Source organism: Mycobacterium sp. (genome assembly GCF_040398885.1).
Classification (GTDB): domain Bacteria; phylum Actinomycetota; class Actinomycetes; order Mycobacteriales; family Mycobacteriaceae; genus Mycobacterium.
Window position 1 is genome coordinate 1 of the sequence record NZ_JBBATF010000086.1, and the last position, 13,316, is coordinate 13,316.

A 13,316-nucleotide genomic window follows, 5' to 3' on the forward strand; every position below is an offset into this window, starting at 1 on the left:
TCGCCCAGGCCCGCCTCGGCCCGGGCCGCATCCACCACTGCATGCGCGCGATCGGGGTGGCCGAACGCGCCCTGGCGCTGATGACCGAACGCGCCCGCACCCGCATCGCTTTCGGCAGGCCACTGGCCGAGCAGGGCATGGTACAGCACGCGATCGCGTTGTCCCGCAACGAGATCGACCAGGCCCGGCTGCTGTGCGAGAAGGCGGCGTGGACCATCGACCAGCACGGCAACCGGGCGGCGTTCGCGCTGGTGTCCCAGATCAAGTCGGTGGCCCCGCAGATGTCGCTCAACGTCATCGACCGCGCCATCCAGATCCACGGCGGTGGCGGCGTCAGCGACGACTTCCCACTGGCCCGGATGTACGGGTGGCAGCGCGCCATGCGGATCTTCGACGGGCCCGACGAGGTGCACTTCCGGACCATCGCCAGGGCCGAACTCGGCCGCGAGCCGGGTCCGATGGCCGCGGCGGCGACCCGAGGGTGAACGCAGCACACGAAAGGCTCTCCGGCGCATGGAATTTCCGTGATGTCGCCGAGACGGCCGGGTTGCTGCCGGGGTGGCTGTTCCGCTCCAGCGAACTGAGCAATCTCGACGACGCGGGCCGTCGTGCGCTCGCCGAACTCGGTGTCGCCGATGTGGCCGATCTTCGCTCGCCGGTCGAGGTGGCGCGCCGCGGCGGCGGGGCGGTACCCAATGGCGTTGCGGTGCATAATCTTCCGTTCCCGGAGGTGTCCCGCCACCACGACGGCTCCCCGCAGGAGGCTCCGCACGAGTCCAGCTGGAACAAGATGATGACGGAGTACTCCGAGGAAGAGCCTGGCGTCGCAGCCCGGCGGTGGATGACCGCAGAGTATGAACGCTTCCCCACCCTCGGCGGGGCCCGTCGGGCGGTGCGGCAGATCATCACCATGCTGGGCGACGGACGCCCGGTTCTGGTGCACTGCTTCGCCGGCAAGGACCGCACCGGGTTCGCCGTGGCGGTGGCGTGCGAGGCCGCCGGGGTGCCGGCCGAGGACATCCTGGCCGACTACCTCCGCAGCAACGAGGCGGTCGGTCCGCTGCGGGCGGCCATCCTGGCCGCGATGCGAAGCCGGGAGGGGATGACCGACGAGGTGCTGTCGTTCGCCGAGTCACGGCTCACCGACGAGGTGCTCGGCGTGCGGGAGGAGTACCTGGTCAGTGCGCGGCGGGTGCTCGACGAGGCCCACGGCGGACTGTCCGGCTACCTGACCGGGGCCGGCGTGAGCGCGGACGACGTGACCCGGCTTCGGACCCGACTGCTGGGTTGAGGCGGTCCGGGAGGTCGGCAACCCGGGCTGCGGATCAGCCGAACGCCCCCACGACCCACGCCGCGGTCGCCAGCAGCGCCGCCCCCAGTTCCACGCCCACCGACAGCGCCACCCCCTTGATGGCCTGCACCGTCGACGCCCACGCCCGGCGCCGGTCCCGGCGCTGGATGAACTCGGCCAGGTAGACGCCCAGCACGAAGCCGATCAGCAGGCCGGCCACCGGGACGACGAAGAACCCGATCACACCGAGCACCGCTCCGGTGGCCAGGGTCCGCCCGCCGACGTCGGCCGCCTTCATCCGCCGGGCCGGCCAGAGGTACTTGACCAGGGTGCCGGCGCCGAGCACCGCGGTGGCCACGCCGAGCACCACCCAGGCGGTGGTGGTGCTCTCCAGGAACGCCCACACCGCGATGGCCGCCCACACCAGCAGACTGCCGGGCAGGAACGGCACCAGGATGCCCATCAGCCCGACCGCGATCGCCAGTGCGACCAGGATCAGCCCGCCGGTGGTCACAGTCGGAACCGACTACAGCCGGAAGGCTGCGGGCTCCGGTGCGGACAGATCGTCGATCGTCGACCACCGGGCGGCCACCTCGTCGACGGTGGGCACCTGCTCGAAGGTGACGCCGGCGTTCTGGAACAGCGCCACGCGCTGGACCTTGCCGCCGCCGACGATGAACACCGAGGCCGTGTCCGGCACCTCCTCGGTGCACAGGTAGGCCAGCACCGGGGCGACGTACTCGGGGGTGAGTTTCTTGAACACCTCCGGCGGAAGGATGTCCTCGGTCATCCGGGTGGCCGCGATCGGCGCCAGGGCGTTCGCCTTGATGTCGTACTTCGCGCCCTCCTGGGCCAACGTGTTGATCAGGCCGACCAGGCCGAGTTTGGCGGCGCCGTAGTTCGCCTGCCCGAAGTTGCCGAACAACCCACTGGTCGAGGTGGCCACCACGATGCGGCCGTAGCTCTGCTCGCGGAAGTGCGGCCAGGCGGCGCGGATGACGTTGTAACCGCCGTAGAGGTGGACCTTGAGCACCGAGTCCCAGGCCTCGTCGGTCATCTTGTGGAAAGTGCCGTCACGGAGGATGCCGGCGTTGCTCACGATGCCGTCGATCCTGCCGAACTCGTCGAGCGCGGTCTTGACGATCGCGGCCGCGCCTTCGGCGTCCGCGACGCTGTCGTAGTTGGCGACCGCGCGACCGCCGGCGGCCTTGATCTCACCGACGACCTGGTCGGCCATCGAGTGACCGGCGCCCGAGCCGTCCCGGGCACCGCCGAGATCGTTGACGACCACGCTGGCACCTTCTTTGGCCAGTGTCAGCGCGTACTCGCGGCCCAAGCCGCCGCCTGCGCCGGTGACGACGATGACTCGATCCTGCACTCCGGGCATGGGGGTCCTTTCTCTGGTTGCGGAAATGGTAACCAGGCCCCCGGGCAGGCGGCCTGACCCCTCAGGCCCGCTCGGCGACGACGAAGGTGGAGAACCCGTCCCGCAGGTCCTGGTCGGGCACCTCCACCCAGCGGTCGAGGCGGCGCATCTCGTCGGTGGACTCCGTCCCGGATGCCGTCCAGCCGTGGGCGTTGAGCCATTCGGCGACATCTGCCCGGTGCGGGTCGTTGTAGGTGAGGTCGGCGATGTCGACGGTCCGTTCGATGCCCAGTTCGTCGGCCGTCTTCTCCCAGCGCTGCCTCATCTGGGCGCGGCGCTCCTCGTCGTGGTGGCGTACCGCCTCGGCGGAGATGCGGCTGCCCGGCGCACTGAGGTCGCCGATCTGCTCGAAGAGCCGGTCCTGGGCCTCGGCGGGCAGGTACATCAGCAGTCCCTCGGCCAGCCAGGCAGTGCGACGGGCGGGGTCGAAACCCTTTGCCTTCAGGGCAGCCGGCCAGTCCTGCCGCAGGTCGATCGCCACTTCGCGACGCTCGGCGGTCGGCGCCGCGCCGTGCCGGGCAAGTGTGGCCGCCTTGTATCCGAGCACCTGCGGCTGGTCGATCTCGTAGAACACGGTGCCGTCCGGCCAGGCCAGCCGATAGGCCCGGGAATCCAGTCCGGAGGCCAGAATCACCACCTGCCGGATCCCGGCGGCGGCGGCGTCGGTGAAGAAGGCGTCGAAGAAGTGCGTCCGCACAGCCTGGTAGCCGAGCATGTTCGCGAAGACGGCGGCGGCCTCGGCGTCGGCGGTGGCGATCCGCTGCTGCATGGCCGGGTCCAGGAAATCCCGCCAGGCCCCGATGTCGGCGCCCTCGACGAGAATCCGGGCGAACGGGTCGCGGATCAGCGGGTCGGGGTTGTCGGTCTCGCGCGCCCGCGCCGCTGCCACCATGACGGCCGTCACCCCGACGCTGGTGGCGATGTCCCAGGTGTCGTCGTTGCTGCGCAGTGTGCTCACGACTTGCCAGGCTACTCGCCGTTCAGCCAGCCGCCGTCTTCCACCAGTCTCATGAACTGGGCGGTGACCGTGCCCATCTGCACCCGGTCGCCGACGAAGCCGGCGTAGAAACCCAGGCCCCAGAACGCCGCGACCAACGTCTCGGCGGCGGCTTCGGGATCGACGTCGGCCCGGAGTTCGCCGTTGGCGACGCCCTCCCGTACGACATCGGCGGCGAACCGGCGGGTCTGCTCCAGCGAGTCGGTGTCGTGCAGGGACAACTCCGGATGGCGTTGGGACTCCAGCACCGAGGTCACCATGAACGCCGCGGCGCCGCGGTCGTTGTCCTTGGCCCAGACGGCGGCCTCGAGGAAGGCGCTGATCCGGCCGGTGAAGGTGTGCTCGAGGGCCGCCTTCTCAAGACCGCTTGCGATCACCGCGGCGTTGGTGTGCTCGACGACGTGCCGGTACAGCAGGTGCTTGCTGGCGAAGTAGTGGTTGATGGCGGGCCGCGTCAGATCCGCCCGGGCCGCGATCTCCTGGAAGGTGGCGGCGTCATAGCCCACCTCGCTGAACACCTCGCGGGCGGCTTGCAGAATCCGCCCACGGGTCTGAGCAGATTTCGCTGCAGGAGGCCTACCCGGCCCTCGGCTCGCGGTTCTCGTCATCCCTCAATTGTGCCAGACGGAAACAAAATTTCCGCCCTCCGGGGCTCACGGCACCCGCCCCGGCGGGGGAAGACGGGGCGAATTCGATTTGCCAGAAACCAATGCTGACATCGTTTACACTGCTAAATGACCGTCTCGAAATAATGATTGCGGTGCCCGATCGGCCGGATGTGAGCCCCGCCGCAGTCTCGTGGGGTCGACGATCCGAGCTGGCAACCACCGGGAATCGGCCGAACTGACGCCGCCGCCGTAAACCGACTTATTGTTTGCTGGTGTTTACGAAAAATTCGCCGGGATTTTTTCTCCCGTCGGCTGAACCCTGATGAGGACCGGTTAGCCGCGAACGGGGGAGCCGACACACCTAAAGTCTGTTCATGCCCATCGTCGCCGGCCGGGAGTCCTACTTCGAGACCGGTCTGGAAATACTCGCCGGCCTCGGTTTCGGCGGGTTGAAGCTGGCCGAGGTGTGCAGCCGGTTGGGAGTGACGACCGGATCCTTCTACCACTACTTCAGCGGCTGGGGCGCCTACACCCGGGAACTGGTCGCCTACTGGCGGCAGGACCGCACCGTCCGGCTGATCGAGGAGTTGCGGTCACAATCCGACCCCCGCCGGCGGATCGAGGCCATCATCGAGGTCGCGCTGTCCCTGCCGCACAGCGCCGAGTCCGCCATCCGGTCCTGGAGTTCGGTGGACCCGGAAGTCCTGGCGGTACAGCGCGAGGTCGACCAGGAGCGCTACGAGGTCCTCTACGACGCCGCCCTGGAGATCGTCGGCGACGAGCGTCAAGCGCAGTGCTACGCGGCATGGTCGGTGTACGTGTTCGTCGGTTACGAGCAGGCCATGCTGCCCAGGGATCAGCGGTTGTTCGAATGGGTCAGCAAGACCATGCTCGACGATCTGCAGGCCGGTCGGCTGGCCGGCATGCCGGCGCCGCAAGGGCGATGACGCCCAAGCTTTCTCGGCGCGTCGTCGAACGCCTCCGGGCGCGGGATCCGGGCCGTGACGGCCTGCGCCGGGCGTTGCGCGCCGCCATCGCCATCCCACTCGCCGCGGCGGTCGGCCAGCTGTTGGCGGGGAACACGCAAGCCCCGTTGTTCGCCCTGGTCGGGTCCATCGCGCTGCTCGTCGCGGCCGACTTTCCCGGCTCGCCGGGCAACCGCGCGATGGGCTACGCCGGTCTGGGTCTCAACGGAGCGATCCTGATAACCCTCGGCACTTGGGCCGCGCCGCAACCATGGCTTGCGGTCGCGCTGTGTTTCGCCGTGGGTGCGGTGGTGAGCTTTCTCGGGTTGCTCAGCGACTTGATCGCCGGCGGCCAGCGGGCCACGCTGATGACCTTCCTGCTGCCGGTTTGTGTGCCGGCCGGTCCGCTCGGCGACCGGCTGCTGGGATGGCTTCTGGCCGTGGCCATCTGCGTCCCCGCCGCGCTTTTGCTGTTCCCGCCCCGCTACACCACCGAACTCCGTCATCACGCGGCGCTGGTCTGCGCCGCGCTTGCAGACCTCATCGAAGGCGTGCCCGGGGCCGCCGAGCGCGTGCCGGACGCGATGGCGGCGCTGCGCGCGGATTTCCTCAGCAGCGCGTTCCGGCCGATGGCGATGACGGCCGGCAGCCGCAGCCTGATCCGGGTGGTGTCCAACCTGGGGTGGCTCAGCGAACGGGTGAACTCCGGCACCGGGCATCTGCTCGCCGACATCGGCGGTCCCGGTGTCGCGGTGCTGCGGGGCAGCGCCGCGACCTTGACGTCGCCCAGCGCGACGGGGGCCGCTGAACTGGCGAGCGTGGTCGCGGCTCACCGCCAGATCGCATTCGCCCACTACGACAACGACATCCACGACATCCTGGCCGAGCCTGACGACGACGCCGCGGCGGAACTCGGCCGCATCCTGCTGGACCGACGCACCATGAGCGCCACCATCGGACTGACCGGGAGCATCATCGCCACCGCGACGGCAATCGACGCCCGCCCACTGGTCGACAGGATGCTCGGGCGCGGGCTGCCGACGACGGGCATCGCCGACCGGGTTCACAGCAGCCGCAACGCTTTTCGGGCTCTGTTCGGTTACCTGAGAACCCGCTCCGTCACGGTGATCAACAGCCTGCGCACCGGCCTGGCCCTGGCACTGGCCGTCGTCGTCACGATGGTGCTGCCCGTACAGAATGCGCTGTGGGTGGTGCTCGGCGCGCTCTCGGTGCTGCGCAGCAGTGCGTCGAGCACCCGAACCACCGCGGTGCGAACGGTCACCGGCACGGCAATCGGGTTCGTGATCGGCTCCGCGCTGATCGCGGCGGTGGGCGTCGACCCGGTGGTGCTGTGGACGTTGCTACCGGTGGCGACCTTCGGGTCGACCTACGTCCAGTCGGTCGGTTCGTTCACCGCCAGTCAGGCCATGTTCACCATGCAGGTGCTGATCGTGTTCAACATAATGCGCCCGACCGGCTGGCAGATCGGCCTGGTCCGGATCGAGGACGTCGTCCTGGGATCGTTCGTCGGCCTCGCGGTCTCGGTGCTGCTGTGGCCGGGCGGCGCCCGGGTGGCGGTGCAGCGCGCAGTCGACGAGGCCGTCGCCGCCTGCTCCCGGTATCTCGCGGCGGCGGTGACCCGGGTGACCCGTGGATCGTCCACGCAAACCCAGGCGGCGGTGAACCGACTGGGCGCCGCCGCACTGACCGCCGCCCGGACCCACGGCGACGCCGCGCGGGTCTACCTCGCCGAGACCGGTGGCGCGGTCGACGCCGCGCAACTGGAGGGCGCGAGCCGCATCCCGCGCCTGCGGACCACGGCGGATCTGATCGCCGACATCGTGCCGCCACCGCCGGGGGTCTACCCCCGAACCCGAGAGGTGTTGGAGCGGCGGACCACAGCGTTGTGTGCCCGCCTCGAGAATCCGGACCACGACGCACCGGGGTCTCCGCCGGCGATGAGCGATGAGTTCGTCCGCGCCCTGCGCACCGAGGCGGCGGCGGCGCCCGGCGCCGAGGACGCCGCACTGCCGCTGGTCACCGTCGCGGCCAACATCGCCGAACTGGAGACCGTGACCGCGGATCAGCCCAGCACCGCCTGAGCGGCCTCGCGGGCTTGTGCCGGGCCTGCCGTGCCGAGCACCGCCTCGGCGGCGTCCCGGCACTGCTGCAGGGTGACCGAGGCCAATTTGGCGCCGACCGGGGTGACCGCCGACGCGGCCGCCGACAGTGAGCTCACACCCAGGCCGGTGAGCACACAGGCCAGCAGGGGATCCGCGGCGGCCTCGCCGCACACCCCGACCGGCTTGCCCGTCGCCTGGCCCGCACGGGCGGTCCGGGCGACCAGGGTGATCACGCCGGGCTGCCATGGGTCGGTGAGGGTGGCCAGGCCCGAGGACATCCGGTCGGCCGCCATCGTGTACTGGGTCAGGTCGTTGGTTCCGATGGACAGGAACTCGACATGCTCGAGGATCCTCTCGGCCAGCAGTGCCGCGGCCGGCACCTCGATCATGACGCCGGGGTGCAGATTCCGTTCGCGGGCAAGGGTGGCGAACCGCCGGGCCTCGTCGGGGGTGGCGATCATCGGCGCCATCACCCAGGGCGCGGTGCCGGTGCGCTCGGCCGCCGCGGCGATCGCGTCGAGTTGCCGGGCCACCAGGTCGGCGTCGAGGTCGATGATGCGGAACCCGCGCACACCCAGGGCGGGGTTCTCCTCCTCGGGGCTGTTGACGAATTTCAGCGGCTTGTCCGATCCGGCGTCCAGGGTGCGGATGACCACCTTCTGCCCGGGGAACGCCTCGAGGACCTCGGCGTAGATCGCGGCCTGCTCGTCGACGCTCGGTTCGGTGTCGGCGTCGAGGAAGCACAACTCGGTTCGGAACAGGCCGACGCCTTCGACCGGCGCCTGCCGGGCCGCCCGCGCGGCGCTGCCGTCGGCCACGTTGGCCAGGATCGAGACCGGGTGTCCGTCGGCCGTCGCACCGGGCCCGGTCCAACCCGCGATCGCCGCCGCAGCGACGTCGGCCGCGGCGACCGCCGCCGATGCGACCGCCCGGTCGGGGTCCACCGTGACGGTCCCACGACTGCCGTCGAGGAGCACCATCACGCCGGCGGCCACGTCGTCGAGGCCCTTCACCGCCACCACACACGGGATGCCGAGTTGGCGGGCGATGATCGCGGTATGGCTGGTGGGCCCGCCCAGCGTGGTGGCCAGGCCGACGACGCGGTGCGGGTCGAGGCCGGCGGTGTCGGCCGGGGCCAGATCCTCGGCGAACAGGATCGACGGCTCGATCGGCTCGGGCACGCCCGGTGCGGGCAGACCGGCGAGTTCGGCGACGACACGGTCCCGGATGTCCTTGAGGTCGGTGACCCGCTCCGCCATCAGCCCGCCCATCTTGGCGAACATCTCGATGAACTGCGCCGCCGCATCGGCGGTGGCCCGGATCGCCGGCTTACCGGCATTGATCGCCTTCTGCGCCGAACCCAGCCAGGCCCGGTCCTGGGCCAACTGGGCGGTGGCGATGAGCACCTCCGCGGCCGGACCGGTCGCCGCCGCCGCCCGCTCACGCAGCCGACCCGCCACCGTCGCGGCGGCCGCGTCGAACCGGGCGACCTCGGCGGGCCGGTCGGTCTCGGGCACGTCTGCGGCCGGGGCGAGTTCATCAACGGCCGGCAGCCGGTTGGCGCGGATCACCGTTGCGAACCGGACTCCCGGAACCACCGGAACGCCCTGCAGAACGGTGGAGGTCGCAGTCGGATCTGAGGAGCCCATGCAGTGGATTACAGCAAAACGCGTTCCCCGGCAGGCGGAATTGGCCCGGCCGTCCCGGGCCGCGCCGAAACCGCCGATCCGGCGCGCAGGATCGAGTAAGAATCCATTACGACGAACCCGACCTCACTCAGAAGGAGACCTCATGGCCAGCAGGACCGTCACCGTCGGCTCGGCCCAGGGACTGCACGCGAGACCGGCCGCCGTCATCTCCGAGGCCGTGGTGGCAGCCGGCGTGCCGGTGACGCTCTCGCTCGACGGCGGCGACCCGGTGGACGCCGGTTCGACGATGATGATCATGACCCTGGGCACGACGATGGGATCTCAGGTCACCGTCACCTCTGACGACGAGACCGTGCTGGCCCGGATCGCCGAGTTGGTCGAGAAGGACCTGGACGCCTGAAACCCGCGGTTCAGGCCAGGCCCTTCAGCATCAGATTCCAGTACATGAAGGGCAGACCGTACTTCTTCAGATACCAGTACGGGCGGTGCGGCGCGGTCGGGTCGAGGACCGGGAACGACGGCTTGAGGTTGAAGTCGTAGTCGAACTCCGCCAGCAGCATGTCGTGGCTGGAGGTCACGATCGGGCAGGAGGAGTAGCCGTCGTAGCGCGCGGTGAGCGGGCGGCCCGTCAGGTGGGCCTCGATGTTCTCGACCACCACGGGCGCCTGCTTGCGGATGGCCGCGCCGGTCTTGGAGTTCGGCGTCGAACCGGCATCCCCCAGGGCGAACACGTTCGGGTAGCGGACGTGCTGCATGGTGAACTTGTCCACCTCGACGTAGCCGGTGGGCTCACCGGTCGACAGCCGACTGGTCTTGATCCAGTCCGGAGCAGACTGCCTCGGCACCGCGTGCAGCATGTCGAAGGACAACGTGGTGTCGGTTCCGCCCTGGGCGACGGCACTCACCGTGACCTTGCGGGAGTCGGCGTCGATCGCGGTGATCTCTGAAGCGGTGTGCAGGTGGATGCCGTAGCCGGCGATCACCTTGTCGAGGCTGTCGGCGATCGCCGGGATGCCGAAGGCACGGGGAGTCGGCACCACCAGGTGCACGTCGATCTTGTTCAGCACCCCCTGCCTGCGCCAGTAGTCGCTGGCCAGGTAGGCGATCTTCTGCGGCGCCCCGGCGCATTTCATCGGACCCGACGGCATCATGAACACCGCCGAGCCCGAACGGGTTCCACGGATGAGGTCCCATGTCCGCGGCGCCAGGTCGAACCGATAGTTCGACGAGACCCCGTCGCGGCCGAGCGCGTACTCCAGGCCTTCGGTCTTGTTCCAGTCCAATTGGATGCCCGGGCACACCACCAGGATGTCGTAGTCGAAGGTCGATCCGTCCTCGCACGTCACCGTGTTCGAGTCCGGGTCGATCCCACTGGCCGCCTTGCGGATCCAGGTGGCCTTCTTCGGCATCACCGAGGCCTCGGCCCGCTCGGTGGACGACGCCTTGGCCTGGCCGCCGCCCACCAGCGTCCACATCGGCTGGTAGTAGTGCTTGTCCGACGGTTCGATCACCGCGACGTCGGTGTGGCCCTTGCGCAGCAGACGTGCGGCCACCGTGATGCCGGCCGTGCCGCCGCCGATGATCAGGAACTTGTGTCTTCCGGTGGTACCCATGGCTCTATTCTCTCGTGTTCAGGCGTTCTGGGTCGCATCGTCCCATGCGTTGTACCCGCCCAGCAGGTCGCTCACGTCCTCGAATCCGTTCTTGCGGAGGAGACTGGCCGCCATCGAGGACCGGTAGCCGCCTGCGCAGTACACGACGGTGGGCCTGCGCGGGTCCAACTCCCCCAGCCTATCCGGCAGCCGGCCCACCGGGATGTTCACCGCCGCTCCGATCATTCCGGCCTCGGCCTCACCCGGGTTGCGGACGTCGACCAGTTGCAGTTCCGGGACGTCGGCGATGCGCTCTCCGAGGGCGGCCGCGGTGAGCCGGGAGGCGACCTGGACGTCCCTCTGGTTCGCCAACATCACCACGAACGGGTCGTCGAGGTATCCGATCACGCGATCGAACCCGATGCGGCCCAACCGGTTCTTCCCCTCCAGTTCCCGGTCGGGGTCGGTCATCAGGACGATGTCGTCGTCGGGCTTGACCACCGAACCGGCGAACTCGGCGTAGCGGCCCTCGAGTCCGATGTTGACCGCGCCCCGGAGGTGGCCGAGGGCGAACTCCTCGGGACCGCGGCCGTCGACGAGCACGGCGCCGTTGCGCACCGCCTCGCGGACCTCGTCGTAGCTCATGGCCCGGGGCATCTCCGACTCGTCGAGGAGTTCGCGGCCCTTGCGGTTGAGGATGGCGTTGTAGACGAAGTAACCCGGCGGCGGTGGCTGGCCCTCGGTCACCAACTCGACGAACTTCTCCTTGCTGGACGCACGCAGCGCGTAGTTGGTGGTGCGCTGTTCGCCCATCGTCGACCACAACTCGGTGGACAGGTTCTTGCCGCAGGCCGAACCCGCACCGTGGGCCGGGTACACCCGGGTGGAGTCCGGAAGCGGCATGAGCTTGTTGTGCAGCGAGTCGTAGAGCCTTTCGGCCAGTTCCTCCTTGGTGAACCCGATCGAGCCCAGCAGGTCGGGCCGGCCGACGTCACCGATGAACAACGTGTCACCGGTCAACACGCCATAGGGTTCGGTGTCGTCGGCGTGCTCGTAGACCAGGATGCTCATCGACTCCGGCGTGTGACCGGGCGTGTGCCGGAACTCCAACTGCACATCACCCAGCGAGTACCGCTCGCCGTCCTCCACCGCCATGAAGTCGTACTCCGGATTGGCCGTCGAGGAGTAGACGATCTTCGCACCGGTGGCCTCCGCGAGTTCCAGGTGGCCGGACAGGAAGTCCGCGTGGAAGTGGGTCTCGATGACCAACTCGATGGTCATCCCCGACTCCTCGGCGTCGGCGATGTACTCGCCGACGTCGCGCTGCGGGTCGACGACCACGGCCCGGCCGGTGGTCTCGTCGCCGATCAGGTACGACGCGTGCGACAGGCAGTCGAGGTAATACTGGTTGAACTTCATACCCCCAAGGGTATACCCCTTACGCTTGGGCGCGGTAGACGTCCCCTCAGCGACGACGAGATCGCCGAAAGCCGGGGGTTAGAGCCACCACCGTTCGAGGACTCTGGCCAGGCCGTCGTCGTCGTTGGGCGCGGTGACCTCGTTGGCCGCGGCGATGGCCTCGGGATGGGCGTTACCCATCGCCACACCGTGGCCGGCCCAGCGCAGCATCGGCACATCGTTGGGCATGTCGCCGAAGGCCACGACGTCCTCGGCGCTGATCTCCAGCGGCAGCGCCACCTCCGCGACGCCGATGGCCTTGCTGATCCCGATCGCGCTGATCTCGACGAGTCCGTCGTTGGTCGAGTAGGTGATGTCACCGAGCACGCCGACATGCCGGTTCAACGCCGCGGCCAGATCCGAACTCGGCATGCCGGGTTTGCGCACCAGCAGCTTCACCGCCGGTGCGCTCAGCAGGTCCTGCTGGGACACCTCGGTGTTGTCCGGGTTGAGCCAGGCGTGCTCGTAGCCGGGCGCGCTCACGAACTGCGGGGTGGCGCTGTCGTGCGCGGTGCGGCCGATTCGCTCGGCGGCCAGCCCGACGCCGGGCACCACCCGGGCGGCGATCTCGGCGAGTTCGGTCAGCACGTCCACCGACAGCGTGCGAGCCGAGATCACCCGATCCGTCGCCGCGTCGTAGATCACCGCACCGTTGGCGCAGACCGACATCGGTCCGAACCCGAGGGCCTCGGCCACCGGCGGGATCCACCGGGGCGGACGGCCGGTGGCCAGCACGAAGTGCGCCCCGCCGGCCACCGCGGCGCGCACCGCATCCCGGGTCCGCGGACTGACCCGCTCATCGGTGCCCAGCAGGGTGCCGTCGACGTCGCTGGCGATCAGCGCAGGCAGCATCAGGCGGGCTCCGCAGCCATCTAGGTGGTTCCGCTGCCCAACTGTTTCTGGCGCCGGGCGGCCCGGGCGGCCAGTTCGGCGGCCTCCAGTTCGGCGGCCTGCCCGGGCGTCGGCGCCCCGCCCCCGAGTCGGTGCGGCACCCAGAACTCCCCTGCGGGATGGGCGCCGTAGGCGTCCTGAACCTGCTCGAGAAGGTCCTGCATCCGGGCGCGCAGCAGAGCGGTCAGTTCGGTGGGCGGCAGGGTCGGCTGGATGGGTTCGCCGACGGCGATGGAGATCGGCACCTTGGGCCGCCACATCTTCTTCGGATGGTCCTTGGTCCAGATGCGCTGGGCGCCCCAGACGACGTGCGGGA

13 protein-coding genes and 1 pseudogene are annotated in these 13,316 nt (G+C 69.5%); 5 read left to right on the forward strand and 9 right to left on the reverse strand.

The window, feature by feature from the left end:
• On the forward strand, positions 1 to 485 hold a 485-nt coding region (locus ADBZ5U_RS09605), incomplete at its 5' end, for an acyl-CoA dehydrogenase family protein (RefSeq protein WP_526264777.1).
• The gene (locus tag ADBZ5U_RS09610; protein WP_526264779.1) at positions 482 to 1,291 is read left to right on the forward strand and encodes a tyrosine-protein phosphatase; all 810 of its coding nucleotides are present in this window, start codon (positions 482 to 484) and stop codon (positions 1,289 to 1,291) included. The genes ADBZ5U_RS09605 and ADBZ5U_RS09610, both read left to right, overlap by 4 nt.
• Before the next feature lie 34 nt (positions 1,292 to 1,325).
• Here ADBZ5U_RS09610 and ADBZ5U_RS09615 read toward each other — a convergent pair whose 3' ends face one another.
• From ADBZ5U_RS09615 to ADBZ5U_RS09630, 4 genes are all read right to left on the reverse strand, one after another.
• The gene (locus tag ADBZ5U_RS09615; protein WP_526264782.1) at positions 1,326 to 1,805 is read right to left on the reverse strand and encodes a DUF456 family protein; all 480 of its coding nucleotides are present in this window, start codon (positions 1,803 to 1,805) and stop codon (positions 1,326 to 1,328) included.
• Between the two features lie 12 nt (positions 1,806 to 1,817).
• Positions 1,818 to 2,678: an SDR family oxidoreductase gene (locus ADBZ5U_RS09620; RefSeq protein WP_526264784.1), complete on the reverse strand. Its 861-nt coding sequence runs from the start codon at positions 2,676 to 2,678 to the stop codon at positions 1,818 to 1,820.
• 61 nt (positions 2,679 to 2,739) lie between these two features.
• Complete coding sequence (locus ADBZ5U_RS09625; RefSeq protein ID WP_526264786.1) at positions 2,740 to 3,675, reverse strand: SAM-dependent methyltransferase; 936 nt, start codon at positions 3,673 to 3,675, stop codon at positions 2,740 to 2,742.
• 11 nt (positions 3,676 to 3,686) lie between these two features.
• Positions 3,687 to 4,322 carry a TetR/AcrR family transcriptional regulator gene (locus ADBZ5U_RS09630; RefSeq protein WP_526264788.1) on the reverse strand — a complete coding sequence of 212 codons (636 nt, stop codon included), beginning with the start codon at positions 4,320 to 4,322 and terminating at the stop codon, positions 3,687 to 3,689.
• Positions 4,323 to 4,696: 374 nt separating this feature from the next.
• Between ADBZ5U_RS09630 and ADBZ5U_RS09635 the strand changes: the two genes are divergently transcribed.
• The gene (locus ADBZ5U_RS09635; RefSeq protein ID WP_526264790.1) at positions 4,697 to 5,269 is read left to right on the forward strand and encodes a TetR/AcrR family transcriptional regulator; all 573 of its coding nucleotides are present in this window, start codon (positions 4,697 to 4,699) and stop codon (positions 5,267 to 5,269) included.
• Entirely contained in the window at positions 5,266 to 7,389 is a 2,124-nt protein-coding gene (locus ADBZ5U_RS09640) for an FUSC family protein (RefSeq protein ID WP_526264792.1), read from the forward strand. Before ADBZ5U_RS09635 ends, ADBZ5U_RS09640 begins: the two co-directional genes overlap by 4 nt.
• On the opposite strand, the gene ptsP is transcribed toward ADBZ5U_RS09640, so the two are convergent.
• Positions 7,371 to 9,059: a phosphoenolpyruvate--protein phosphotransferase gene (gene ptsP / locus ADBZ5U_RS09645; protein ID WP_526264794.1), complete on the reverse strand. Its 1,689-nt coding sequence runs from the start codon at positions 9,057 to 9,059 to the stop codon at positions 7,371 to 7,373. The genes ADBZ5U_RS09640 and ptsP overlap by 19 nt on opposite strands.
• Positions 9,060 to 9,201: 142 nt before the next feature.
• Here ptsP and ADBZ5U_RS09650 point away from each other — a divergent pair, with 142 nt between their 5' ends.
• Complete coding sequence (locus ADBZ5U_RS09650; RefSeq protein WP_526264796.1) at positions 9,202 to 9,459, forward strand: HPr family phosphocarrier protein; 258 nt, start codon at positions 9,202 to 9,204, stop codon at positions 9,457 to 9,459.
• Positions 9,460 to 9,469: 10 nt separating this feature from the next.
• On the opposite strand, the gene ADBZ5U_RS09655 is transcribed toward ADBZ5U_RS09650, so the two are convergent.
• From ADBZ5U_RS09655 to ADBZ5U_RS09670, 4 genes and pseudogenes are all read right to left on the reverse strand, one after another.
• The gene (locus tag ADBZ5U_RS09655) at positions 9,470 to 10,672 is read right to left on the reverse strand and encodes an NAD(P)/FAD-dependent oxidoreductase (protein WP_526264798.1); all 1,203 of its coding nucleotides are present in this window, start codon (positions 10,670 to 10,672) and stop codon (positions 9,470 to 9,472) included.
• A gap of 18 nt (positions 10,673 to 10,690) precedes the next feature.
• Positions 10,691 to 12,070 carry an MBL fold metallo-hydrolase gene (locus tag ADBZ5U_RS09660; protein ID WP_526264800.1) on the reverse strand — a complete coding sequence of 460 codons (1,380 nt, stop codon included), beginning with the start codon at positions 12,068 to 12,070 and terminating at the stop codon, positions 10,691 to 10,693.
• Positions 12,071 to 12,148: 78 nt separating this feature from the next.
• Positions 12,149 to 12,964, reverse strand: coding sequence for a Cof-type HAD-IIB family hydrolase (locus tag ADBZ5U_RS09665; RefSeq protein WP_526264802.1), 816 nt, complete (start codon positions 12,962 to 12,964; stop codon positions 12,149 to 12,151).
• A 17-nt stretch (positions 12,965 to 12,981) separates the two neighbouring features.
• A pseudogene (locus ADBZ5U_RS09670) lies at positions 12,982 to 13,316 on the reverse strand (1-acyl-sn-glycerol-3-phosphate acyltransferase); the annotation flags it as partial.

Coding starts and splice junctions, on each gene's coding strand:
- ADBZ5U_RS09635 (WP_526264790.1), top strand. CDS start 4,697: ATGCCCATCGTCGCCGGCCGGGAGTCCTACTTCGAGACCGGTCTGGAA.
- ADBZ5U_RS09660 (WP_526264800.1), bottom strand. CDS start 12,070: ATGAAGTTCAACCAGTATTACCTCGACTGCCTGTCGCACGCGTCGTAC.
- ADBZ5U_RS09640 (WP_526264792.1), top strand. CDS start 5,266: ATGACGCCCAAGCTTTCTCGGCGCGTCGTCGAACGCCTCCGGGCGCGG.
- ADBZ5U_RS09650 (WP_526264796.1), top strand. CDS start 9,202: ATGGCCAGCAGGACCGTCACCGTCGGCTCGGCCCAGGGACTGCACGCG.
- ADBZ5U_RS09630 (WP_526264788.1), bottom strand. CDS start 4,322: ATGACGAGAACCGCGAGCCGAGGGCCGGGTAGGCCTCCTGCAGCGAAA.
- ADBZ5U_RS09655 (WP_526264798.1), bottom strand. CDS start 10,672: ATGGGTACCACCGGAAGACACAAGTTCCTGATCATCGGCGGCGGCACG.
- ptsP (WP_526264794.1), bottom strand. CDS start 9,059: ATGGGCTCCTCAGATCCGACTGCGACCTCCACCGTTCTGCAGGGCGTT.
- ADBZ5U_RS09620 (WP_526264784.1), bottom strand. CDS start 2,678: ATGCCCGGAGTGCAGGATCGAGTCATCGTCGTCACCGGCGCAGGCGGC.